Here is a 21957-nt window from a genome sequence, read left to right on the forward strand (position 1 = left end):
TAGCGCTTGTGGGCTAACCGGCAGCGAGCCGCTGCCGGTTCCGACCGCGCTCGATGCTAACGGCCAATCTGCTGTATCCCCGCCAGTCGCCAGGCCGGGTCGCCATGCCCGTGGCCCACGATGTTCCAAACCTCCTCAAACGGTTGCGCCGTCTGCGCGTCCTCGTCTTCCCGCATCTGGCCGTGAAAGCGAAGGCTAACCAGCGTTTCGCTGCCGTTGTGTTCCGTGCTCAACAATTGCACGTCCAGCTGCGTGATTTCCGTATGGCTCGGCTGGTTGCCCCGATCTTCCAGGTCCCGCTTGATCACCGCGAACATTTCCGGGGTTGTCAGCTCGAAAAGGTCGCCTTGTTCGTTCTGGTCCCAGGCGCATTGCAGACGCAGGAACAAGGTCCTGGCCGATGCCAGCAAGACCGCCTGATCGAGCCCGACAGGCAGCCCCGGCACTGTCGTTGTTTGTGCCGCTGCGGCGGGATTCATCGCTGTGCGCGGCCAGGCACCGAAATTCGTCTCAGGCGCCGCCTGCCCGCTCTGATTCATGAGCCAGGAGCCGTTCATGCGCTGCCCGTTCGCCGCGTCGTGCCCATAAGCGAGATCCGGACGGCGCCGGTTGGCAATGAAGCGGAACAGCATGATGCCGGCGACAATTACGAGGCCGATCACCACTACGTTCGACAGCATCTGGGCCAGCCCTTCACCCAGCCCCAACGACGACATCAGCGCGGCAATGCCGAGTCCTGCGGCCAGGCCGGCGAGCGGGCCCATCCAGCGGTTGGCTGGCTTCGCGGCAGCGGCCGCCGGCGCGGCCTGCTGCGCCGGTTGAGCTTGCTGGCTCCGTTGACCTTGCCCGGACGGCGACGCCGTCTGCGACTGGCGGCCGACACTACTACCACCGCCAATACGCTTCGCTTCGGCATGGTTGGATGCGACAGTGCCCGCGACGAGCACTAGCGCCATGGCCAGTACAGCGGTACCGCGCGTCACGACACGCGCAAGGCGTCGCAACTGATTGATTGTGTGCGAATACATAAGAATCTCTTTCGTGTAGGACAGAAACTCGCGAAGGTCGCCCGAACGCGTCTTTCCATCGCGGACCGCAAATAGCGAGCAATACCGCTCGTACGATGCCACCGTAGCCGTGCATGCATGGCTTGCTTAGACGGCATCAGGCTCAGCGCTCCAGGTGCACTCGCGTTGACTCGCGCGGCGCTTCGCGAGGCGCGCCTGGCGCCTGCGGACGATCGAAGAAACGGCGCGGGCAAGCGCGAGATCGAGGGCGCCGCGCCAGTCTTTCGCAATCGACGTCACCACGACCGGATTCGCACCGGGCACCTGCACCTGCACCTGGCAACGCTTATCGAGTCCGCGGCGCGGGCCGTTGACGTCGGAGAGATTGACGGTGGCCCGGGAAACCAGCCAGGCCATCCGGCGGAACACAAACTGGGTGCGTTGGCGCGCGAAGCTACGCAAGCGTGCAGCTTCAATGTCGCAGGACTTGAACAGGACTTGCATGAGACCTCCATCAGAAACAGAAAGAAAAGACGGGTTAGCGAAACAACGACCGCCGGGGGCGGAAGCCTGTGTGCTTAGTCGTTGAAGCCAGTTTATCGGTTTAACGCGCCATTACAATACCCTTTCACCCAATAAATACTTGTCGCGTCTGCAACGTCACCCCAGTGGGCGCAAAGCAATTACAAACGACAAAACGCCGGAGCGAATGACGAATTCGCACCGGCGCAAAAATGCAATGAAACGCTAATACTGGAAGGGGATGGAATGCCGGTCTGCGCGGCTGAATGCAGGCCCGGTTGCAGACGATGAAGCGGCGACGATGCCGCTCGCCGGAGCTCACCGGGCCGGGCAGTTGAAAGCGCCCGGCCATCCGGCTGATAGCCCATTAACTTCCTTTGTAGATCGAATGATCCGAGGCCACCTGGGTCGGTGCGCCGGAAGCGGCCGAGCCCGATTTCACGCCACCGTGGCCACTGAGTGCCTGCTGAGCCGCCACGCTTTTCAGCGCGCCCTGGAGGTGCGTGGGGTAGTGCGCGTCACCGTGGTTGCGGTCGTAGCCCGCCTGCTGCAACTGGACCAGTTCCGCGCGCACCTGCTCACGAGTGAGGGGGCCGTTGCTGCTAGCGGATGCCATCGTGGGCAGCGCGAGGACCGAAACGAGTGCGATAACCGGAATGAATGTTTTAGACATGGTTAATTCTCCAATTTAAATTTCAGAAACAGAAAATACTGGGTTAGCGAAACAACGACCGCCGGGGCGGAAGCCTGTGTGCTTAGTCGTTGAAGCCAGTTTATCGGTTTAACGCATCATTACAATACCCTTTCACCCAACAGATACTTTCTGCATCTGCAACGTCATCGGGGTACCTCGCGGCGCAAAGCAATTACAAACGACGAAACGCCGGAGCGAAACGAATTCGCCCCGGCGCAAGATGCAATGAAACTGTCGCTAATACTGGAAGGGGGATGGAATGCCGGTCTGCGCGGCTAAGTGCAGGCTGCCGTCACGCGCGTTCGTCATGCCGCTGGCCGCGACCTGCGCAGTCGTGGTGGTCTCGTGCAAAATCCAGGCCGGTGTTGGTTATCGCCGCAAGACGTTATTCATCGTGGCCCGGCGTCCTGCGACTGCGCGCCATCGAATCGCACCCAGTTGGGCGCACTGCCGGACAGCGATGCGGCAGCCTACAGCAAAAGCAGCGTTGCCGAGACGACGCACGTCGGCACGACGGCAGCGAGCAACAGGCCGAGCAGGCTGACTGACTCATCATGGAATCCCTTGTGCACGATGGCGAGTCCTGCGGGATTCGGCGCGTTGGCGATCACTGTGAGACCGCCTCCGGCGACTGCGCCGGCCAGCAGCATGTACTTCGCCTGGTCCGGAAGGCCCGCGATCAGCGAGCCGAGATAGGTAATCGCCGCGTTGTCCATGATCGCCGTCAGGCCAAGCGCGCCGGCATAAAGTGCGTAAGCATCGAGCGATGCGACGACCGGCTGCAGCCACCATCGCTGCAAACCCCCGAGCACGACCAGGCCTCCGAGAAAGAATGCTACCAGCAGGCTCTCGCGCAACATCAGCGGCGACTGGTACTGCTCGTATGCCTGCGTGAAGCCCAAAAAGAAAAGCAGGAGGCCGATGAAGATAACCGGGTGATGGGCCGACAGCACCACCGCGACGAGAAAGCCGGTGTGTATCAGCGTGACGCCCGTCGGAACGGGAACCGCGGCGGCGGGCGCGTCGTTGCGCTCTGCGTGCTTCGGGAGCTTGCGGTGCATGAAAAGCAGCAGGCCTGTTGCGTTGACCAGCACGGCGATGGCCGCCTTCCAGCCAAACTGCGCCGCCATAAACGCGCTGTCCCATCCCCAGGCGGCGGCAACCATCAGCACCGGAGGCGCGGCATAGGCGGTCAGCATGCCGCCGACCGACACGTTGACAAACAGCACTGCGAGCGTGAGATATTTCCAGTGTTCGGCGATCGGCGACCTGAAAAGCCGGTCTCGCAGGATCAGCGCTGCCAGCGTCATTGCGGCCGGCTCCGTGATGAACGAGCCGAGCAACGGAACGAGGGTCAGGGAAAGCCAGATGACGCCTGTTTCCGTCTTGACGGGAAGGACACGCGCGATGTGCGACACGAGCGTCGTGACCGCGTCGAGAATGGGCCGGCTCGCGGCGATCACCATGATCACGAAGACAAACAGGGCTTCGGTGAAGGAGCGCGATTCAGCATAGGCCACGGCCTGCGCAGAACCGGCCAGCGCGACGATAGCCAGACACAGGATCAGGGCCCAGAGGCCGAAGACGACTTCCACTTCGCCGAGAAAGTGAAACAGGCCCGCGTGGTGCGGGTGCCGGTGGGCCAGAACCTCGAAGCGTTTCGCAAGGAGCGTATGGAGCAGGGCCAGTCCGAAGATGACTGTGCCGGCGATTTCAACTGAATGTGGCATGTGTTCGCTTTGAATGGCGATGGAACGGACTCTGGAACGCACGCGGTTGGTGTTGCCGCCGGCCGGATCGCTGGCCTCGCTTTTAGGCAGCTCTCAGCGTAGCCACGACATCGTGCCGCGTATCGGTATCGACGCGGGCAAGCAGCCTGACCGTGTGGAGGCCGATCCTGAGCGCGTCGACTTCGAGAAAGTTTCCGGAGGCCGCCATGAGGTTTGTAGTGCAAATTAATTGTGTCAATCCAGAATTCTGGCGACAGGGCGGAGCGGCGCCTGGAATTCGTTGAACTTAAATTCTTCTCGAGGGGCTAGCCGGACTCAATCGCCAGTTGACAGGTTCATTTGATCTATGAGGGGCGGCGGCCGAAATTCCCCTCGATTCTGCGAGTGAAGCATGCGCGGCAGCAATTGGCGTGAGGCGTCTAACGCGCTCAGCCATTCAGATCTGATCGCCTGGCACGGACCCGTTGTTCAATGGAGTGTTACTCCGGCATCGCCGACGAATGGTGATTGAGGATTTTCCACTCCCCATCCACCTTCTTGTACACGAATGTATAGCGCGCATGCACCTTCTGATGCTTGCCGTTCTTCACCATGTCGAACGTATAGACGCCCGTGTCCAGCGCCGAATCGTCGCTCAGCAAGCGGATCTCGCGGAGGTTGATCGTACCGTGCGGTTTCAGCTTCAGAAACTTCACGAAATAGTCCTTGATGCTGGCGGGAGTCGTGCGGACTTCATTGGAAACCGTTGGCTCCAGTACGGCATCGGGTGCGTACAGCCTGGCAACGGAGTCGGCGTCGCCCGTTGCGAGCGCCTCATTCCACCGATCGAACAGCGACGCGATTTCAGCTTCGCGCTGATTCGTCGGCGCCACGGCGATTTCGCGATAGACCTTCGGTACGAGGGCTTCGCCTGCAAACACGCTAGTGCTTAAAACAACTGCGGCGGCGATCAAAATCTTTTTCATTTTTGCGTTCAATCCATTTAAACGAGAACCAACGAGGAGTCGGGAAACTACAGCCAGCAGGCGCCTTAGGCTACAAGGGAACCTTTCAGGTATCGCCGGCTGCCAATGGCCAGCCAGCTATGTCGTCAGTCGACCTGCCCGGGACGTATTGTGATATTACACCCAATATTGATGCATTCGTCAACTATGACGTTAGAAGAAAGTTTTAGCCTCGTTGTTCGCAAACGCTTCGCGCGAACAGACGCCTGATGACGTTGCAAGCGCGGAAACTCACGCGTCGACGCGCGCGACGCAACGCTACGACCAACATTCGAGCGCGATCCAGTTTGAAGAGATTGAGCGGATTTTTTTATAGAAGTGGACAGATATTCAGCGTCAAATCCACGCCGGACTTCCGCCATTCGATCGTGCAAATCGAATGTCTCTTGACGGCCGGACGCGGCTGATGTGACAGGCCGCGCCCCGAAGCTAACGCGGCCAGTTACCGAAGGCTGGCGCCGGAACGTATCGTCAACGGACCACCGCTAACAAGCTTCCAATCCTGTGGGGTCTCCGATGAGCTTTGAAGAATTCCTCGAAAGGTCGCGAAACAAGCCCTCTACGACATTACAGATCGCGCTTCTCATTCGGATCGCCGATGCTCTTCGAGAATCGCCTGAATGCGCCGGTGCGGTGGTTGTGGGGTCGTTTGCAAAGGACAGCGCAGACCGTCTCTCTGATATCGACCTGGTAGTCTTTTGTCTGGAAGGCGCAGGACATTCCGTAGCCGACCCACTTCCGACGTCAGGTCCGACGTTGTGCCAGTGGCCGTTTCCACGTGGACAAGCGGCGGTCAAACTCTTTGTTCGACCATCGGCGGTCGGTACGTGCTACTCCTGTAGACTGCCGCAATGACCCAAGAAATCGATTACCTCAATCCCAGCCTTCCTTCTGGCCTTCGGCGCGTGTCAATGCCCGTGGTCGATGCGACCCCCACAACGCTTGATGGATTCGGCAGGCTTGTAGCAGACCCGAGCGAGTGTTCGATCGAGATTGTGCAGTGGCCGGCAGTAGGTGCAAGGCCCATTGACCCTGGAACCGGTGATGAGGCAGGCACGACCGAAGGCACATTTGTGAGCGAATGGCGCGGGGACATTCTGTACGGTCGAAACGAGGCTGTGGGCGGCAACTACATCCTTGCGTACGCAGTGGAGCCTGAAGCAGCCGGTGACGACAACACCAATGTACCGGAGCGCATGCTGCTTTGGCACGCGAACTACCACCCAGACGGTGGACAACTGTTCTTTCCTCTCGACCATCGCCCGTTCTACGTTCCCTTGGCGCTGCCCGGGGACGACATAGCGCCAGAGAAGTTCGTGTGCTTTCGCTTTGATGGACAGCAGGGCCTCTACATCCATCCAAACATCTGGCATGAAGGTGTGTTCACTCTCGAAGGAACCCAGCGGTTCTTTGACAAGCAGGGCGCCGTCCACGCGCGCGTCTCTGTCGACTTTGCCCGCGAGTTTGGTTGTCTCCTCGAGGCACCGATTGCCCGCGACGCCCAACCCCTTCGAGGCGGCGGCCTACAGCTGTAGCGCGAAGGGAACACCCGCTCCCGACGGCGGACATACGTCCTCGGTTCGCCAGCATCGCATCCCTTTATGAGAGTGATGAGGCGCGCGCCACGCGCGCGAAGTATCCCTGAAATTAATGGAGGTCACCGACAGGCGAACAACGTTAGTCATCGTTCGTCAGGAAAACTGCGAAACGACGTGTCGATTCGAATGTGGAAAACGCAATGACCAGGCCGACGGTGATCGGCACTGCGAGGAAGGCGCCCGCGATGCCCCAGATCGACGACCACACCGCCAGACTGATCAGGATCACCGCGGGGCTCAGGTTCAGTGAGCCGCCCATCAGCCACGGGTCGAGGAGATGGCCGACCACGAAGTTCGCGAGCGTGAGCGAGATGAACAGCACGATCGCCGCGTTCCACTGGCCGAACTGCAGCGCGGCGAGCAGCGTCGGCACCGCGACCGAGATCCACGAGCCCGCATACGGGATGAAGTTCAGTAGGCCGGCCAGCACCGCCCAAAGCTCCGCGAATTCGAGTCCGACGAGCCGCATGCAGATCCAGCTCGCGATGCCAAGGATCGCGCCGAGCAGGGTCTTCATCGCGAGATAGACACCGATCTTCGAGTTGATCTCGTCGATTACCGACACGATCCGCGTCGAGTCGCCCGCGAAGTTCACGAGCTTGCGGCGGTATTTCGCGTGCTCGATGAGAAAGAACGTCGCATAAAGCAGCACGACGATGATCGCCGCGAGCAGCGACGACACCGACGACAGCGTGGCGGTTATGATCGCCTGCACGTTGACGCTCGCTAACAGGTCGCGGCGGATCGCAGCCCAGTTGGCCTCCGTTTCGATGTGCAGCAGCGCGGCGAACTTCGTAAACAGTACGAGCAGCGTCGCCTCGTACTTCGGCGCGACGGCCATCAGCCGGTCCCTGTCGGACAGCAGCAGGTCGACCGACAGGTAGACCGTGAAGAGCATCAGCGTCGCAGCGATCGCGTGGCGCAGGCCGTCCCGCAGGCGTGCACCGAGGTAGGGAATACGGCGCAGCAGGTTGGCGAGACCGAAGACCACGTACGTCGCGATGATGCCGAACGCAATTGGCACCAGCACGGGGCGGCCGACATACAGTCCCCACCCGAGCAGTGTGGCGAGCACGGCCGCACATGTGCATTTCAGCAGACCCGGGTTCATGCGTTTCCTCGCGAGCAGCGCTGCCTGGCGGGTTGTGGGCCGCCGCGTCAGTCGCAGCGGGACTTTTCGTCGGGTAGCGTCGGGTCGGTGGTGCGGCGCTTGCGCCGTCCTCGCCACAGCAGGCTGACGACGAGCGCGACGACACCCGCGCCGATCACGATCGCCATCGCAGCCGGCAGGTGCGAGCGGACCCACGGCACGTTGCCGAAAAAATACCCGGGACCCGCAAGTGAGCATATCCAGATCACCGCGCCGCCGGTCGCGAAGCGCACGAAGCGGCGAAACGGCATCTTCGTCGCGCCGGCGAGCGCGGGCGCGACCGCCCGGACGATTGCGATGAACGGAGAGTACAGCAGCAGCGCGGCGCCGTGACGTACGTAGAGCGCGCGCGTTCGCGCAGTCACCTTGTCGATCCAGCCGCTGCGCTTCGGGTTCCATACCGACGCGACGGCACGTGCCAGCGCATAGTTGAACACTTTTCCTGCAACCGCGGCCGCGACCAGCAACGGCGCGAGCCACACAGGCTGCAGCACGCCGACGGCAGCGAGCGCGCCGGACAGGAACAGGAGCATGTCCGCGGGCAGAATGACGAGCGGCAGTACGCCGACACTGCAGAAGACGATCGCCCCGAGGATTGCGTAGGCCAACGGCCCATGCTGGACCAGCAGCGCTTCGAGGTCCTGGTCCAGTTGCAAGACGAATTGCACGAACGTGGCCATGTGTGCCGGCTACGTGTCCGTTGGTGGAGGGGGAAGTATAGCGGCAAGCGCGCAGCAGTCCCGCACTGTGTGGCTGGCGGCCGCAATCGCGTTGCGCATCTTGACGTCGCGAGCAGCCGGCCACGGCTGTATGGTCGCATCTTTCGCGCGTTTCTCAACGCCGGGCGCTGCCGGCGACGGAAACCGTCGGGGCAATGCTTTCGTGCCGGTCGTCCCGCCGTTCGCGTGCAGCCGCATCGCGAGATTTTGGCAGTACGCCAACTTTACCGGGTAGGGGTGAAAGCCGCGCAGACAGGGCCGCGCCGAAGTCAGCAGTTTGACAGCTTCCTGCTGGGCATTACAGAGGGCAGAGACACATCAAGGAATCGGAAGCGCCGCGCAGAAATGAGTCTGTGATCGACCGTTAACTGATCGAAGCCGACATCTCAATGTCCTTATTACGATCTTTGCGAAGGGCCATTGCTCCTGGCCGAGTCCGCATCGTGCAGAAAATCCTCCGGATGCTGACCGCGCGGTGATCGCCACAGCGCGACGATTCTCCGCGAGACGCAAACGCCACAGAAGGCGCAAGGGCGTGTAGATTAGGATCTTGTTGCGACCCGCCACTGTGTCTTCGAATCGGTCGCCATCCGAACCAGTCCTGAAGTTGCACAGGAGCCGGCATGAACACGAAGCACAGCAAGAAAGGTCATCTCGAAGCCGCGGCGTCACACCACGAGCAGGCCGCGCGACATCACCGCGAGGCGTCGCGGCATTTCGATGACGGTCAAGACTTTGTCCACGCCGCGCATCAGGCGATGATGGCCCATGGCCACACGTTGCATGCGATCGATCAGGCACACGACGCTGGCGCGCACAGCGCCAATACGCCATCAATAACGCCTCCATCGACCGGCTCAGGCGCAAGTGCCGCGGACGTGGCAAAACATCATGCGGCGGCCGTGGAGCTTCACACGCAGGCGGCGCAGCATATGCGCCACGCCGTCAAGCTCTTCGATCAGGATCGTAGCGCGGCCTCCCACGACGCACAGCTAGCGCTCTCCCTTGCACTGCGCGCTTTGTCCCATGGCAACGAAGCAGCCAGACTATTTGTCAAGCTCGCTGCCAGTGGTGCATCGTGAGTTAAGGCCGGTTGAATTCAAGCCAGTCACATCTTATTTGGTGGAGTATTCGGAGTGGTGCGGTATCCGCTTATACCGATTCTTGAGCGCACCGAAAGCTGAATCGCTTTCTGCACGGCATGCACGCCGTACAGCACCAGGTTGTCGCGCGGATCTACGGTCGTGGGCCTGCCGCAAAGATCCGCGCATTGATAGGTATGGCGCAATCCAGCGCGCCACTCGCGACTAGGCCTTTCGCTCCACTCAGGTGAAGCCGGTAAGGAAAGGTGCTCAACCGGCGTAGCGCTGAAACTGGCTCGTTCAACTACACTTCGTCGCCTGAGCGGACGGGCAAGGAGGAACGCGCTGGTCATCTGGGAACGAGCTGTAGATGCGGTGCTGTACGCGCTTAAACCGCGACCGCTAAAAGAGCCGCTGATGGATGTTGGATTCGCTCGTTGACAATGAGCTCAGGACTCAACTCCTGTTTGTTGAACGACCCAAACTGGGCCGAAACCAGAAGCTCCTCTCCCTGCTCGCGCGAGGCCACGCAAGTGCTAGTGCATGGTATGCGTGACGTGGAAATAGATTTCAGGCGCCTCATCGCGCCCCGTCCTGCGCTTCGCTATCCGACGCATCAATGCACGCATATGCGACCCACGTACGAGATTTGCCGAAACCGCCGCATTGGCATCGCGGAGCGCAGTGGCCAGATACAGCGGATACACGCGCGCAAACCGCTTGACGATAAACGATCGATAGTCGACCCAGCCGAACGCGGTCGCTCGCGAAGGAAGATACGTATAGGCAAGGATGAAGCCGCGCAGCATGAAAAAGATGTCAACACCCCACACCCAGTTATCGACGAGTTGCACAATGCCCAGTGGCAGCCCCCTTCGTTGCGGCAAAGTGATGAACGACGGCGAGCAACGCCCCGAACGCACGCAGCCCAGTCAGGCCGTAGATCTTTAGCATTGAATTGCCCGGCGATCACGCAAGTGAGCACGACGCAGCGCCAGGTAAAAGAGGTGCGGCCACGCGATGCGCGGCTCCCAGCGGCAAATAGTGTTGATGCAACGATGTTGCGAGACAGGCCTACCCTCCTCGCGCAGCCGGCCTTCGATATCGGCTGTTTGCAGACTGATGCGGGTGTGGTTGCCGGTTCGCCCGACAACGGGTGAGAGGCCGACGGCAGCACGGCAATTGCATCGTATAAGTTCGCCGCGACGCGGTGTGTGCGCTAACACCCCGCTTGATCGGTAAGGTCTCGAGGGCGCGCCGACGAGTCGCTTCGGGCCTGATACAGCCGTTTGCGGTCAGCGTTGCGCCGCGTCCGGCGCGACGTCGTGGCGCAACGCATGGCCAGCCTGGTCGGGAACGTGGAGCGGGTCGTACGACCGTGGCATCGCGAGGTTGCGCGCAACGACGGTATCGGCCTGTGCGCTCGGCTGCTGGCGTGGCGCGCCGTATGCGGCTATCGCTTGCGCGGGTGCCGACGCGAACCACAAGATCCTGCCGGCGCATTCGAGGCCAACCTGACGTCCGTTCCAGTAGACAGCGTTTTCCATCGCGACCTCTCCCCGAACATGAAGAACCTCATCGTCCGCGCCGCGCCTCGCGTGTCCGTCTGCCAGCGCACGTCGAGCCATCAGTAGTCGCTTCAATCATAGGTGGCCCGGTGCGCTGCGCATGACTTGTCACCAAATGAGGTCCTTTTGTCACAGCAATGCGGGAATGAGTTTGCCAACCCTGTCAGTCAGTTGATTAACGACCAAATCTTTAAATAGTGTTTTGCGCGGTCAACGCGATGGGGAATGGGTCGTTTACAAAGAATTAGACGGCGAGTTATGCAATCGGCAAATTGCGTACGTTCAGTTCAGGAAAAGCGAAAAACCTGTCGATGCGACAATGCACAAGTTTGTCACGTTCTAGTCATGCAACAACGTTAGATGCAGCGCGGCGACAATATCGATCGGTCGTGCTGAAGCATAGGCTGGGCAAGGCTCGAGAGGGACTGGCAGAAGGAGCGGGAAGGAGATGATTTCGCGCTGGCAATTAAGCGGATCAGGCAGACCGCGAAACGCAGGCAATAGTCAGACGATAAATTTTATTCAATCCCTCCGCTGGTGTGTCGGCTTGTGCCGTTAAAGCAACAGAGTGTGTATGACTCGCATCGGACACTGGTGCGATGCAGGGAACGAGGCCGATAATCGATTCGCAAAGGAGAAAGATCATGGATGCCAAACCACCGAAGATTCCGACCCCGGACAAAGTACTTTACCCGGATCCGGAACCTGTGGCCGTCGAGTTTTTGGGAGCCGAGCTGCCCGAGCATGTTCGCGCTTTCTTTGACGAACAACGCAAGTCGTGCGATCCGAAGTAACGGTTCCTTGGCGCGGCGCAGCAATCGCGCTCGTCGATTTCGCGCGCAGCGAATACTCGCGTCCTCATTACGCGTCCGACACCTCCGTCATGACGCTGGATCAGTTCGCCTGAGCACAGCAGTTGCACTGGGCCACGCGGCTCGAGCGCCTTCATACGCGCGTCCTTCTCTCGCCCACTTCGCCCCGACGATCCGTGTGAATCGACCCGGTGGTCGCAGGTTGCGGCGCATCATTTATTCTTCTGTTTTTCCGTCAACGGCCGCCCGGCCACGTCCACCTCATGAATCATTTGCATCGCTTCGGCGCGTCATGCGCGCTCGTCATCGCCGCCGCCTTCGCCTTCTCGCCCGCCCCCGCCCTCGCCGACGGTGACGACACCGCGCTCACGAGCCTGATCGCGCTGGTTTCGCAGCGCCTTGCGCTCGCGGAACCGGTCGCACGCTGGAAGTGGGCGAACCACCAGCCGATCACCGATACGCCGCGTGAAAACGCGCTGCTCGCCGAGGTGGAAAAGCGCGCCGCGGCGGCAAACGTCGACCCGGCGTTCGCCCGCGCGTTCTTCCAGGATCAGATCGATGCGAGCAAAGACGTGCAGAACGCGCTCTTCGCGAACTGGCGTCGCACCCAGCCACCGCAAGGTCCCGCACCCGATCTCGCAACCAGCACCCGACCGCAGCTCGACAAGCTGACACAATCGTTGATGGCGAGTCTGGCGCGCGTGCAGCCGCTGCGCGCGGCGGACGATTGTCCGTCGCGGGTCGCGCAATCGCTGGCTAACTGGAAGGCGCTGACGCGCTATGACTCTGCGCATTCGAGCGCGTTGACGCACGCACTAGGTCACGTGTGCGAGACGGGCGGAGTCGGCGCCACCGGCTGATTCCGATAACGCCACGGCGCGCGCACGTCGCATAAGTGTCACGCGACGATGCTCGACTCAGGGCTGTCACGCGACACGCTCAACGGCATCACGCGCAGGCCTCGCGCCAGATGGCTTTGCAGGATACGGTACGTCGAGAGTTCGAACGACCCCGCCAGCGTCGACGCATGCAGCTGCGCCGCCGCAACGAGCGACGGCGCGTGTCCGAGGTAGCGCCAGCGATCGACCACGTGGAAGATACCCTGCGCGTCCTCACGCTCCTCGAACACGATGGGCCCCTCGAACGGCCACGGCGCGTTCGCGGGATCGCTCTTCGTCACGCGCGGCAAGCGGTTGTGGCCCGGCCGCAGCGTTGCGATCCACTGCGCCTCCGCGAGCATCGCGCCGAGTTCTCCGCCAGTCGCGTGCCATTCGACGCGTCGCACGAGCTGCGCTAGCCGCATATCCTTCGACGAACGCCGCTCGCCAGTCAGATGCGAGCGCAGCCGCTGACGCACGCGCACGCTGCGACCGACATACAGCGGCGCATCGTCTTCGCCATAAAACGCATACACGCCACAGCCAGCCGGCGCGGTGTCGAGCAAATCCTCGGTGATGTCGCCGGCGAGCCGGTAGCGACGCGTCGTGCGCTCGATCTGCGCGCGCAGCGCTTCCAGCGGCACGAGCGTCGGCAGACGCTGCCAGAACTGCCAGATCAGATCGGCGTCGGCGAGCGCGCGGTGGCGGTCGGACGGCACCAGCGCATGGCGTTCGACCAGCGCATCGAGACCGTGGCGCTTTTCGCCGGGAAACAGCGCGCGCGACAGCCGCACCGTGCACAGCACGTCCGGATCGAACGCGATTCCCGCGCGACGAAATTCGCTGCGTAAAAATCCGCGATCGAAACTCGCGTTGTGCGCGACGAACAGTTTGCCGTTCAAACGCTCGAACAACGCGGGCGCGATCGACTCGAACGTCGGTGCGCCGCGCACCATGTCGTTCGTGATGCCGGTCAGCTGTTGGATGAACGACGGAATCGGCTGCTGCGGGTCGATCAGGCTGCTCCAGCGCGAGACGCCGGCCAGCCCGACTTCGACGACGCCAACCTCAGTAATGCGGTGCTCGCTCGTGGAGCCGCCGGTCGTTTCGAGATCTACGAAAACGATGGGTGCATCGAGTGCCGGTTCCGGCGAAAGCAGTTCAGACATGGGACAAGGGATTCGGGCGCATGAATTTGCGGCAAGTATGCACCAGTTGGACGTTGCGCATCCAGACAGCGCCGCGTGCGCAGCTGGAAACTGCGTCGGCACGGGTCGTCGATTTTGTGCTGAAATCCCGCAGACGCTTAAACCAGACCATTAATCCAGACGTAGTCAATTCGTTTCGATGGATTATCTTCCGACAATAATGCGTATTGTTGAACCACGCAGTTACCGAAGATCCGACCTGGGAGACATCCAGATAAAAATAAAAACCCTCGCGCGACGGCGAGGGTTTTTCGCTCCCGACTGGGCGGGCGGCGCGCTCAGCCCAGCGCATTTACAGCGGCTGAATGTTGGCCGCCTGCTTGCCCTTCGGGCTGGTCTTGACTTCAAAAGACACGCGCTGATTTTCCTTCAGCGACTTGAAGCCCTCGCTGCGGATCTCCGAAAAGTGCGCGAACAGATCCTCGCCACCCACGTCCGACGTGATGAAGCCAAAACCCTTAGCATCGTTGAACCATTTGACGACACCAGTTTCCATTTCCTGTTTTCCCTCTGTGATTAATCCAAAGCGGGCGTTGCCCTCGAATCGATCTAACCCCGATTCAGTTGCCTATATCTGATCAAGACAGAAACAGCCAATCAAATTCGGCTTTGCCGTTATACGGGGAACAGAGAATGACCGTCAAGTAAACTTTTCATATGCGTTTAGCGTATAAAAAGATAAGACTTCAAACTACACGGATATAGGTCGGCGCGTCAAATTTACCTGAACGAAAATAAACGTAGTCCGTAAAACGGGAAAATTTGCGAAAATATGCAATACGAATGTAACAAAGTCTATCTTTGCGTAAGTGTTTGTCCGACTTGTTGCGGCGCCGCCTCACTCGCATGATGCAAGTCAGTTGTAGCGATGCGCTTCAGGAGGTTGCCATGCTGTCCAAGGAAATTCACCGTCTCTTCACCTGGCTCACTCATTCGCACGCAAAGGTCATATCAGACCAGCCCGCACAGATCGGGGATTCATGCACCGTTTTCGACTTCGATCCAATGTGGCACGGAGACCACTGGCAGAACCTGCTCTCCTCGCCAATGGATGCGCGCCGTTATGTGATGGAAGACTGGAGCGTGCCCGCGCAGGCGGACTGGGACGACGCGGAAGGTCCTGCGCCCGCTCATTAGAGACATTCGCGAAACTCGTCCGCCATAAAAAAAGCGCGACTGGAGGGTCGCGCTGACAAAGGTTTGGAGATCTTTTTCGTCAACGAAAAAGTCTGCTTCGGAAAGCAGAAGTTACAGTATAGCGGTTATATGCAAGTTCGATTATTCACACAATTAACAATCGTCTATTGCCGCCACAACAACAATCGTTTTCCCGCATTTCTTCCCGTTGTTTTTCCGCATCGTTCGGTGTCGCGAATCAGCAACGCACTTTAGGAAAATTCAGACGCCGAATCCGCCCAGTCGGCGCAAAGCCTTTATCCATAAGGCTCGAATGGCGATTAACGATCGTTTCTCCTCGCGTAATACTTTATTGCGCGAATCGGAACGCCAACTCCCGGAAGTGTCTCTCTACACTCTGCCTAATCGGAAACCGGCGCGGATCTGGTCAACGCGCTTCTCACGCGGATTCCGCTTCTCGCAGCGCTCGCGTGAAGGTCTCCCAAGCCAGGGTTTTATACCTCTCTCGCTCTTGGAGTTATATCAATGAAGAAGACACTCATGGTCGCTGCCCTGTCGGGCGTTTTCGTAACGGCAGCGCACGCGCAAAGTAGCGTCACCCTATATGGCCTGATCGACGCCGGTATCACTTATACGAACAACCAGCATCCGAATCCGAGTAGTAACCAGCACGGCGCCAACGTGGCGATGACGAGCGGCTCGGTGAACGGCAGCCGTTTCGGCCTGCGTGGCGCTGAAGATCTGGGCGGCGGTCTGAAGGCCATCTTCACGTTGGAGAACGGCTTCGGCATTAATGACGGCACGCTCAAGCAGAACAGCCGTCTGTTCGGCCGTCAGGCCTTCGTCGGTCTGTCGAGCGACCAGTTCGGTGCCGTGACCCTCGGCCGTCAATACGACAGCATGGTCGACTACGTCGGCCCGCTGGCACTGACCGGTACGCAATACGGCGGCACGCAGTTCGCGCACCCGTTCGACAACGACAACTTGAACAACTCGTTCCGTATCAACAATTCGGCCAAATTCCAGAGCGCGAACTACGGCGGCTTCAAGTTTGGCGGCTTGTACGGCTTCTCGAACCAGGCTGCCGGCTTCGCCAACAACCGCGCTTACAGTGCGGGCGCGTCGTATAACTGGGGCGGCCTGAACGTTGCCGCTGCGTACATGCAACTGAACAGCAATGGCGCGAACAGCGCAGCCGCTGCGTTCAACTCGGGTGGCGCGGTGTCGGGCGACAACACGTTCTTCGCTCAGCGTCAGCAAACGTGGGGCGCAGGCGCCAACTACGCGTTCGGCCCGGCAACGGTCGGCCTCGTGTACTCGCAGACGAACCTGCATGGCTTGGCAGGTATCAGCGCGTCCGCATCGGGCATAACGAGCGGCGTCGGCTTCCCGACCAACAGCGCTCAGTTCCAGAACTTTGAAGCCAACGCCCGTTACGCGCTGACGCCGGCAATCAGCATCGCTGGCGCGTACACGTACACGCGCGCGAACCTGTCGAGCTCGCACGTGCACTGGAACCAGGTCAACCTGCAAACCGCGTACGCATTGTCCAAGCGTACCGACGTGTATCTGCAAGGCGTGTATCAGGCAGCAAACGAAGACTCGATCGTTAACGCCTACATCAATGGCGTGGGCGGTGCTTCGGGCAACAACAAGCAAGTCGCTGTGACCGCAGGTCTGCGTCACCGCTTCTAAGCACTGCGCAAGGACTGGCAGTAGAGAAGGCGCCGTTCGCGGCGCCTTTTTTATGTCCGTGCCGACGTGGGTTTTTGCCGCTTTGTGCGCAGGCCTGCGTGCGTGCACGTGAGCCCACGTCCTCGCCAGAGGCCTAGCGGCCGCTGTCAGGCAGCGGATACTTGACGTCGAGAATATCGATCGGCTGCGGACCGGCCGGCGTGAATAGCGTGACCGTATCGCCGACTTTAGCCTTCAGCAGCGCACGCGCAATGGGCGAAATCCAGCTTACGTGCCCGATGTCCAGGTCGACCTCGTCGACACCGACGATCGTCACCTGATGCTCTTCGCCGTCCTCGGTCGCATAGTCGACCGTCGCGCCGAAAAACACCTGGTCGACGTTTTCCTGCCGGCTGCTATCGACGACCTCGGCTAGATCGAGCCGCTTGGTCAGAAATCGGATGCGCCGGTCGATTTCCCGCAGACGGCGTTTGCCGTAGATGTAGTCGCCATTCTCCGAGCGGTCGCCGTTCGACGCCGCCCACGACACGAGCTTGACAACCTCGGGCCGCTCGACATCGATCAGATGCAGCAATTCATCACGCATACGCCGATGACCGGCGGGAGTCATGTAGTTTTTGGTGCCTGCGGGCACGTCGGGCTGGGCGATGTCGAGATCGTCATCGTTGTCTTCGCTCGACTCTTTGACAAAGGCCTTGTTCATAATCATCCATTAACAGCAACTAGCAACAATCTCATAAATGGTTACACGATCGGGCCGGCGACACAAATCGCCGTGATGGGCTTCCGTTTTTCAAATCTGTTGGCTATAATCTCGTTTCTGTGTGCGGCTGTAGCTCAGTTGGATAGAGTACTTGGCTACGAACCAAGGGGTCGTGGGTTCGAATCCTGCCAGCCGCGCCACCTTATTCGAGAGCGCCCTTACAGGGAGCTCTCAGGTTTCATCAGTTTTTACAGTAAGCATCACCGTTTTGCGTGCGGCTGTAGCTCAGTTGGATAGAGTACTTGGCTACGAACCAAGGGGTCGTGGGTTCGAATCCTGCCAGCCGCACCACCTCTGAAGGGCCTTCCAACCGGAAGGCCCTTTGTTTTTTCTGGCGCACCATGCCGTGCCCGTGCGCCACCACTCATCGCGGCGGCGACTGGATATCCCCAATTTGCCCATCCGGGTGCGGCAAGTCCTCGACGACCCCGCCCACCGTTTGCTCGCTGATCGTCTCGGTCCGCATGCCGGTCAGTGCCTGGCGCTCGCGCAGCACGTCGTCGACGGTATCGCCGAAACGGCTCACGACAAACGCCCGCAGCAAAGCAATGCGCAGCGAGTCGCCCATTCCCTCCGAGGCTCGTTGCCCGCCCTTGAACTCAGCGACGCATACCGCGCCTTTATCGCTCTGCTCGCGCACGTCGAGCCGCATCGCGCGCTCGAGCACAACGGCAGCCGCCTCCCATGACGCGGAAGGCGTGAAACGCCCGTCCCACGGACGACCACGATCGTTACCGCGGATCGCAACAGTCTCGCCGCTATCGGTAAAGTAGATTTCGCGCACGAAGTCGTGCAGGCTGCGCGCCACCCAGTAATCGAGCGCCACGCCAGCGAGGTCGGACACGTTCATCTGCGTTCCCCCTGGAGTTCAGGTGAGACCTGCCTTGAGTTGTATCCCGAGCCGCCGCACGAAAGATGCCTGACTGGCGTGAAGCGCCAGTCCAAGCCGCGCTGACGCCCAGCCGGAAGCCGTTCAGTAATCCGCGCGCTCGCGGTCGATGCGCATGCCGCCGTCGTGGCGGTGATGCCCTTCTTCGCTCGGCCGCTCACGCGTGATGCGCATCACATCGGGATTCGTGCGCACGCGCCGCATCACGTTGGCCAGATGCACCCGGTCGCTGACCTGGATCACGAAGCGCAGAATCGTGGATTCCTGCGACAGATCTTCGTCCATCGCGATATGGACGATGTTCGCGTCCGCCGATGTGATGTCGGCCGCTACGCGGGCGAACACGCCCTTGGTGTTCTTGACCAGTACCTTGACCGCGACATCGAACAGCCGCCCCGGCTGCGGCGCCCACGCGACGTCGATCCAGCGGCCCGGATCGCGCCGGTGGATACGCTGCGCGACGCGGCAGTCGGTGGTATGAATCGCCATGCCGAGACCGATGCCGATATAGCCCATGATGTCGTCGCCCGGAATCGGACGGCAACACGCGGACAGCTGCACCGACATGCCCTCGGTACCGGTGATGACGACCGGCGGCGCGTGCGGCGTCGAACCGGACTCGGAGCGCGAGCCGTCGTCGTCGGCGTCGCGCCCGCTCATCAGCACTTCGATGCGCTTGGCCATCACCGCGGCGACCCGCCGGCCGAGACCGATGTCCGCGAAAATTTCCTGACGGTTCTTGTTGCCCGTCCACTGCACGAGCTTTTCCCACGCCTCCGGCGTCACATCCGATAGCGCAAGGCCATAGCCCTTCAACGCCTGATCGACGAGACGCTCGCCGAGCTGCACCGACTCGTTCAGACGCATCGTCTTCAGATAATGACGGATCGCCGAGCGCGCCTTGCCGCTGCGCACGAAGCCGAGCCATGCGGGGTTCGGCTTCGAATACGGCGCCGTGATGACTTCGACGATGTCGCCGCTCTTCAGCTCGGTACGCAACGGCAACAGCTCGTTGTTGATCTTCACCGCGACGCACTGGTTGCCGAGGTCGCTGTGGATCGAGTACGCGAAGTCGAGCGCGGTGGCGCCGCGCGGCAGCGCCATGATCTTCGACTTCGGCGTGAACACGTAGACCGCATCCGGGAACAGGTCGATCTTCACGTGCTCGAGGAATTCGCTCGAATCGCCCGCTTCGCTCTGAATGTCGAGCAGCGACTTCAGCCACTGGTGTGCGCGCATCTGCACGTCGTTCAGATCCGCGCTGCCGTTCTTGTACAGCCAGTGCGCGGCAACGCCCGCCTCGGCGATCTCGTGCATCTTGCGCGTGCGCACCTGAAACTCGATCGGTGCGCCGAACGGGCCGACGAGCGTGGTGTGCAGCGACTGATAGCCGTTCACCTTCGGGATCGCGATGTAATCCTTGAACTTGCCCGGAACAGGCTTGAAAAGCGCATGCAACGCGCCGATGCAGGTATAACACTCGAGCGCGCTCTCGACGACCACGCGAAAACCATACACGTCGAGCACCTGCGAAAACGACAGCTGCTTGTCGCGCATCTTCTTGTAAATGCTGAAGATGGTTTTCTCGCGACCGGTGACTTCGGCGTCGAGCTTCGCGTCCGCAATCGCGCGCTGCACCGATTCGAGAATCTTGCCGACCACCTCGCGACGATTGCCGCGCGCCGCCTTCACGGCTTTTTCGAGTGTCGCGTAACGGTGCGGGTTGAAGTTCGCGAAACTCAGGTCCTGCAGCTCGCGATAGGTATTATTCAGGCCGAGCCGGTGAGCGATCGGCGCGTAAATGTCTAGCGTTTCGCGCGCGACACGGCGACGTTTCTCCGACGGCACCGCGCCGAGCGTGCGCATGTTGTGCAGCCGGTCGGCGAGCTTCACGAGGATCACGCGCACGTCGCGCGCCATCGCGAGCAGCATCTTGCGGAAGTTCTCCGCTTGCGCTTCCTCGCGATTGCGAAACTCCATCTTGTCCAGCTTGGACAACCCGTCGACCAGCTCCGCGACCTTCGCGCCGAAGCGCTCGGCGAGCTCCGCCTTGGTCACGCCCTGGTCTTCCATCACGTCGTGCAGCAGCGCCGCCATGATCGCCTGGGCGTCGAGATTCCAGCCCGCGCAGATTTCCGCGACGGCGACCGGATGCGTGATGTAGGGCTCGCCGCTCTGGCGATACTGGCCGAGGTGGGCTTCGTCGCTGAAGTGGAACGCCGCCTTGATGTCCTTGATCTCTTCCGGCTGCAGATAGCCGGACAGCGCAGACGTCAGATTGGCGATGGAGACGACGTCATGCCGGCGCGGCTGCTCCGGCGTGGCGGTCGGCCCGAACAGATGGCGAAACGATTGCTCGAGGACCGCGTCGATGTACTTGCGTGCAGAGGACGGCGAGTCGGTGTCGTGCTCCGCTTCCGTGGCGGTGGGCGGGGTAGCACTCATGGTCGCCTCCGGTAGCGGTCAGGGTTGGACGCAGTTCTGCACGTTGAGCAATCCGGTGTGGCGAATACCGGCAAGTCGAAAACGAAAAATCCGTGGGCCTTAGACCGGCACCTTCTTCAGCATTTCGACGCCGACCTGACCCGATGCGATTTCACGCAGCGCGAGGACGGTGGGCTTGTCGCGGCTTTCGATTTTCGGCGTGTGGCCTTGAGCGAGCTGACGCGCGCGATAGGTTGCGGCAAGCGCAAGTTCGAAACGGTTCGGGATCTGTTTGAGGCAGTCTTCGACGGTAATGCGGGCCATGTTGGGTTCCTTCTCAGTATGTTGCTTATTCTACCTTATGTGCTTGACACCACGCCGCGCTCACGCATGCGGCAGGTGGATGCCGAGCTGCATGAAAAGCTGCGTGTGACGCGCGTACTGCGACGCGAAGCGCGAGCGCGTCGCGCCGACGAGGCACTGCAACTCCGCCAGCGCGCGATCGAAGTTCTCGTTGATCACGACGTACTCCGCTTCGGCCGCGTGCGCGATCTCGCCGCCCGCCGCGAGCAAGCGTCGTGTGATTACGTTCGGCTCGTCCTGGCCGCGCTTTTTCAGACGCTCTTCGAGCGCTTCGAGCGACGGCGGCAGAATGAAAATCTCCACCGCGTTATTGAATTGCTTCTTCACCTGCTGCGCACCCTGCCAGTCGATTTCGAGCAGCACGTCATGGCCGTTTTTCATCTGCTCCTCGATCCACACGCGCGACGTGCCGTAATAGTTGCCGTGCACTTCCGCGCTTTCGAGAAACTCGCCCGCGTCGTGACGCTGCATGAAATCTTCGACGCTCGTGAAGTGATAGTGCTCGCCGTCCTGCTCCTTCGGACGCGGCGGGCGCGTCGTGTAGGAGATCGACAGACGGATCGCGTCGTCGCTCGCGAGCAACGCGTTCACGAGCGTCGACTTGCCCGCGCCCGACGGCGCGACGACCATGAACAGGTTGCCGGGATAAGCGCCGGCGTACGAATGGCGCGCCGCGCCGGTTTCGCGTGGATGGTGGTCGGTCATGATGTGTGG

The 21957-nt window shown here is 60.8% G+C and carries 24 protein-coding genes and 2 tRNA genes; 9 read left to right on the forward strand and 17 right to left on the reverse strand.

What is annotated here, in order from left to right:
• Nucleotides 1-56: 56 nt before the first annotated feature.
• The 6 genes from F6X39_RS14860 to F6X39_RS14885 all read right to left on the reverse strand — a co-directional run bounded on the left by F6X39_RS14860 (nt 57) and on the right by F6X39_RS14885 (nt 4918).
• Complete coding sequence (locus F6X39_RS14860; protein WP_187617158.1) at nt 57-1028, reverse strand: Tim44 domain-containing protein; 972 nt, start codon at nt 1026-1028, stop codon at nt 57-59.
• 126 nt (nt 1029-1154) lie between these two features.
• The gene (locus F6X39_RS14865; RefSeq protein WP_184027342.1) at nt 1155-1511 is read right to left on the reverse strand and encodes an HPF/RaiA family ribosome-associated protein; all 357 of its coding nucleotides are present in this window, start codon (nt 1509-1511) and stop codon (nt 1155-1157) included.
• Nucleotides 1512-1896: 385 nt separating this feature from the next.
• Complete coding sequence (locus F6X39_RS14870; protein ID WP_187617159.1) at nt 1897-2202, reverse strand: DUF4148 domain-containing protein; 306 nt, start codon at nt 2200-2202, stop codon at nt 1897-1899.
• Between the two features lie 491 nt (nt 2203-2693).
• Nucleotides 2694-3953: a putative Na+/H+ antiporter gene (locus F6X39_RS14875; protein WP_187617160.1), complete on the reverse strand. Its 1260-nt coding sequence runs from the start codon at nt 3951-3953 to the stop codon at nt 2694-2696.
• 82 nt (nt 3954-4035) lie between these two features.
• Nucleotides 4036-4161: a PliI family lysozyme inhibitor of I-type lysozyme gene (locus F6X39_RS37600; protein WP_143037115.1), complete on the reverse strand. Its 126-nt coding sequence runs from the start codon at nt 4159-4161 to the stop codon at nt 4036-4038.
• A 271-nt stretch (nt 4162-4432) separates the two neighbouring features.
• On the reverse strand, nt 4433-4918 hold the full coding sequence (locus tag F6X39_RS14885; RefSeq protein WP_187617161.1) for an SgcJ/EcaC family oxidoreductase: 486 nt from the start codon (nt 4916-4918) through the stop codon (nt 4433-4435).
• Nucleotides 4919-5473: 555 nt separating this feature from the next.
• Here F6X39_RS14885 and F6X39_RS37605 point away from each other — a divergent pair.
• Together F6X39_RS37605 and F6X39_RS14895 are read left to right on the forward strand one after the other, a co-directional pair.
• Complete coding sequence (locus F6X39_RS37605; protein ID WP_187617162.1) at nt 5474-5812, forward strand: nucleotidyltransferase domain-containing protein; 339 nt, start codon at nt 5474-5476, stop codon at nt 5810-5812.
• A complete protein-coding gene (locus tag F6X39_RS14895) occupies nt 5809-6492 on the forward strand; it encodes an ureidoglycolate lyase (RefSeq protein WP_187617163.1) in 684 nt (227 codons plus the stop codon). Before F6X39_RS37605 ends, F6X39_RS14895 begins: the two co-directional genes overlap by 4 nt.
• Before the next feature lie 142 nt (nt 6493-6634).
• Here F6X39_RS14895 and F6X39_RS14900 read toward each other — a convergent pair whose 3' ends face one another.
• Nucleotides 6635-7666 carry an AI-2E family transporter gene (locus tag F6X39_RS14900; protein WP_187617164.1) on the reverse strand — a complete coding sequence of 344 codons (1032 nt, stop codon included), beginning with the start codon at nt 7664-7666 and terminating at the stop codon, nt 6635-6637.
• 47 nt (nt 7667-7713) lie between these two features.
• Nucleotides 7714-8385, reverse strand: coding sequence for a DedA family protein (locus F6X39_RS14905; RefSeq protein WP_187617165.1), 672 nt, complete (start codon nt 8383-8385; stop codon nt 7714-7716).
• A gap of 662 nt (nt 8386-9047) precedes the next feature.
• Between F6X39_RS14905 and F6X39_RS14910 the strand changes: the two genes are divergently transcribed.
• Entirely contained in the window at nt 9048-9506 is a 459-nt protein-coding gene (locus F6X39_RS14910) for a hypothetical protein (protein ID WP_184041107.1), read from the forward strand.
• A 536-nt stretch (nt 9507-10042) separates the two neighbouring features.
• Here F6X39_RS14910 and F6X39_RS14915 read toward each other — a convergent pair.
• Nucleotides 10043-10360: an acyltransferase gene (locus F6X39_RS14915; protein ID WP_187617166.1), complete on the reverse strand. Its 318-nt coding sequence runs from the start codon at nt 10358-10360 to the stop codon at nt 10043-10045.
• Between the two features lie 441 nt (nt 10361-10801).
• Complete coding sequence (locus F6X39_RS14920) at nt 10802-11053, reverse strand: hypothetical protein (protein ID WP_187617167.1); 252 nt, start codon at nt 11051-11053, stop codon at nt 10802-10804.
• A 665-nt stretch (nt 11054-11718) separates the two neighbouring features.
• Here F6X39_RS14920 and F6X39_RS14925 point away from each other — a divergent pair.
• The gene (locus tag F6X39_RS14925; protein ID WP_018421453.1) at nt 11719-11868 is read left to right on the forward strand and encodes a hypothetical protein; all 150 of its coding nucleotides are present in this window, start codon (nt 11719-11721) and stop codon (nt 11866-11868) included.
• Nucleotides 11869-12149: 281 nt separating this feature from the next.
• Nucleotides 12150-12746, forward strand: a complete 597-nt coding sequence (locus tag F6X39_RS14930; RefSeq protein WP_184023301.1) for a chorismate mutase — start codon at nt 12150-12152, stop codon at nt 12744-12746.
• A 38-nt stretch (nt 12747-12784) separates the two neighbouring features.
• Here F6X39_RS14930 and F6X39_RS14935 read toward each other — a convergent pair whose 3' ends face one another.
• Together F6X39_RS14935 and F6X39_RS14940 are read right to left on the reverse strand one after the other, a co-directional pair.
• A complete protein-coding gene (locus F6X39_RS14935; protein WP_187617168.1) occupies nt 12785-13933 on the reverse strand; it encodes an exonuclease domain-containing protein in 1149 nt (382 codons plus the stop codon).
• A gap of 331 nt (nt 13934-14264) precedes the next feature.
• Nucleotides 14265-14468, reverse strand: coding sequence for a cold-shock protein (locus tag F6X39_RS14940; protein ID WP_018421456.1), 204 nt, complete (start codon nt 14466-14468; stop codon nt 14265-14267).
• 392 nt (nt 14469-14860) lie between these two features.
• Between F6X39_RS14940 and F6X39_RS14945 the strand changes: the two genes are divergently transcribed.
• On the forward strand, nt 14861-15109 hold the full coding sequence (locus F6X39_RS14945) for a hypothetical protein (protein WP_187617169.1): 249 nt from the start codon (nt 14861-14863) through the stop codon (nt 15107-15109).
• A gap of 525 nt (nt 15110-15634) precedes the next feature.
• Entirely contained in the window at nt 15635-16804 is a 1170-nt protein-coding gene (locus tag F6X39_RS14950; RefSeq protein ID WP_187617170.1) for a porin, read from the forward strand.
• Nucleotides 16805-16937: 133 nt separating this feature from the next.
• On the opposite strand, the gene greB is transcribed toward F6X39_RS14950, so the two are convergent.
• Nucleotides 16938-17507 carry a transcription elongation factor GreB gene (gene greB, locus F6X39_RS14955; protein ID WP_184023299.1) on the reverse strand — a complete coding sequence of 190 codons (570 nt, stop codon included), beginning with the start codon at nt 17505-17507 and terminating at the stop codon, nt 16938-16940.
• A 123-nt stretch (nt 17508-17630) separates the two neighbouring features.
• Between greB and F6X39_RS14960 the strand changes: the two genes are divergently transcribed.
• A tRNA-Arg gene (locus F6X39_RS14960) sits at nt 17631-17707 on the forward strand.
• Between the two features lie 74 nt (nt 17708-17781).
• A tRNA-Arg gene (locus F6X39_RS14965) sits at nt 17782-17858 on the forward strand.
• Between the two features lie 73 nt (nt 17859-17931).
• Here F6X39_RS14965 and F6X39_RS14970 read toward each other — a convergent pair.
• The 4 genes from F6X39_RS14970 to gmk form a co-directional block, all read right to left on the reverse strand.
• Complete coding sequence (locus tag F6X39_RS14970) at nt 17932-18417, reverse strand: phage protein NinX family protein (RefSeq protein WP_187617171.1); 486 nt, start codon at nt 18415-18417, stop codon at nt 17932-17934.
• A gap of 123 nt (nt 18418-18540) precedes the next feature.
• Nucleotides 18541-20901: a RelA/SpoT family protein gene (locus F6X39_RS14975; RefSeq protein ID WP_184023294.1), complete on the reverse strand. Its 2361-nt coding sequence runs from the start codon at nt 20899-20901 to the stop codon at nt 18541-18543.
• A 99-nt stretch (nt 20902-21000) separates the two neighbouring features.
• A complete protein-coding gene (rpoZ, locus tag F6X39_RS14980) occupies nt 21001-21204 on the reverse strand; it encodes a DNA-directed RNA polymerase subunit omega (RefSeq protein ID WP_008921215.1) in 204 nt (67 codons plus the stop codon).
• Nucleotides 21205-21264: 60 nt separating this feature from the next.
• Nucleotides 21265-21948 (reverse strand): guanylate kinase, encoded by a 684-nt coding sequence (gmk, locus tag F6X39_RS14985; protein ID WP_090801453.1) that lies wholly within the window; start codon nt 21946-21948, stop codon nt 21265-21267.
• Nucleotides 21949-21957: the final 9 nt, after the last annotated feature.

Origin of the sequence: Paraburkholderia sp. UCT2, from assembly GCF_014397665.1 — a bacterium.
Lineage (GTDB): Bacteria > Pseudomonadota > Gammaproteobacteria > Burkholderiales > Burkholderiaceae > Paraburkholderia > Paraburkholderia tuberum.

Bases quoted from the DNA above. Each gene is read 5' to 3' on its own strand.
- F6X39_RS14860 (WP_187617158.1), bottom strand. From the start codon at position 1,028: ATGTATTCGCACACAATCAATCAGTTGCGACGCCTTGCGCGTGTCGTG.
- F6X39_RS14865 (WP_184027342.1), bottom strand. From the start codon at position 1,511: ATGCAAGTCCTGTTCAAGTCCTGCGACATTGAAGCTGCACGCTTGCGT.
- F6X39_RS14870 (WP_187617159.1), bottom strand. From the start codon at position 2,202: ATGTCTAAAACATTCATTCCGGTTATCGCACTCGTTTCGGTCCTCGCG.
- F6X39_RS14875 (WP_187617160.1), bottom strand. From the start codon at position 3,953: ATGCCACATTCAGTTGAAATCGCCGGCACAGTCATCTTCGGACTGGCC.
- F6X39_RS37600 (WP_143037115.1), bottom strand. From the start codon at position 4,161: ATGGCGGCCTCCGGAAACTTTCTCGAAGTCGACGCGCTCAGGATCGGC.
- F6X39_RS14885 (WP_187617161.1), bottom strand. From the start codon at position 4,918: ATGAAAAAGATTTTGATCGCCGCCGCAGTTGTTTTAAGCACTAGCGTG.
- F6X39_RS37605 (WP_187617162.1), top strand. From the start codon at position 5,474: ATGAGCTTTGAAGAATTCCTCGAAAGGTCGCGAAACAAGCCCTCTACG.
- F6X39_RS14895 (WP_187617163.1), top strand. From the start codon at position 5,809: ATGACCCAAGAAATCGATTACCTCAATCCCAGCCTTCCTTCTGGCCTT.
- F6X39_RS14900 (WP_187617164.1), bottom strand. From the start codon at position 7,666: ATGAACCCGGGTCTGCTGAAATGCACATGTGCGGCCGTGCTCGCCACA.
- F6X39_RS14905 (WP_187617165.1), bottom strand. From the start codon at position 8,385: ATGGCCACGTTCGTGCAATTCGTCTTGCAACTGGACCAGGACCTCGAA.
- F6X39_RS14910 (WP_184041107.1), top strand. From the start codon at position 9,048: ATGAACACGAAGCACAGCAAGAAAGGTCATCTCGAAGCCGCGGCGTCA.
- F6X39_RS14920 (WP_187617167.1), bottom strand. From the start codon at position 11,053: ATGGAAAACGCTGTCTACTGGAACGGACGTCAGGTTGGCCTCGAATGC.
- F6X39_RS14925 (WP_018421453.1), top strand. From the start codon at position 11,719: ATGGATGCCAAACCACCGAAGATTCCGACCCCGGACAAAGTACTTTAC.
- F6X39_RS14930 (WP_184023301.1), top strand. From the start codon at position 12,150: ATGAATCATTTGCATCGCTTCGGCGCGTCATGCGCGCTCGTCATCGCC.
- F6X39_RS14935 (WP_187617168.1), bottom strand. From the start codon at position 13,933: ATGTCTGAACTGCTTTCGCCGGAACCGGCACTCGATGCACCCATCGTT.
- F6X39_RS14940 (WP_018421456.1), bottom strand. From the start codon at position 14,468: ATGGAAACTGGTGTCGTCAAATGGTTCAACGATGCTAAGGGTTTTGGC.
- F6X39_RS14945 (WP_187617169.1), top strand. From the start codon at position 14,861: ATGCTGTCCAAGGAAATTCACCGTCTCTTCACCTGGCTCACTCATTCG.
- F6X39_RS14950 (WP_187617170.1), top strand. From the start codon at position 15,635: ATGAAGAAGACACTCATGGTCGCTGCCCTGTCGGGCGTTTTCGTAACG.
- greB (WP_184023299.1), bottom strand. From the start codon at position 17,507: ATGAACAAGGCCTTTGTCAAAGAGTCGAGCGAAGACAACGATGACGAT.
- F6X39_RS14970 (WP_187617171.1), bottom strand. From the start codon at position 18,417: ATGAACGTGTCCGACCTCGCTGGCGTGGCGCTCGATTACTGGGTGGCG.
- F6X39_RS14975 (WP_184023294.1), bottom strand. From the start codon at position 20,901: ATGAGTGCTACCCCGCCCACCGCCACGGAAGCGGAGCACGACACCGAC.
- rpoZ (WP_008921215.1), bottom strand. From the start codon at position 21,204: ATGGCCCGCATTACCGTCGAAGACTGCCTCAAACAGATCCCGAACCGT.
- gmk (WP_090801453.1), bottom strand. From the start codon at position 21,948: ATGACCGACCACCATCCACGCGAAACCGGCGCGGCGCGCCATTCGTAC.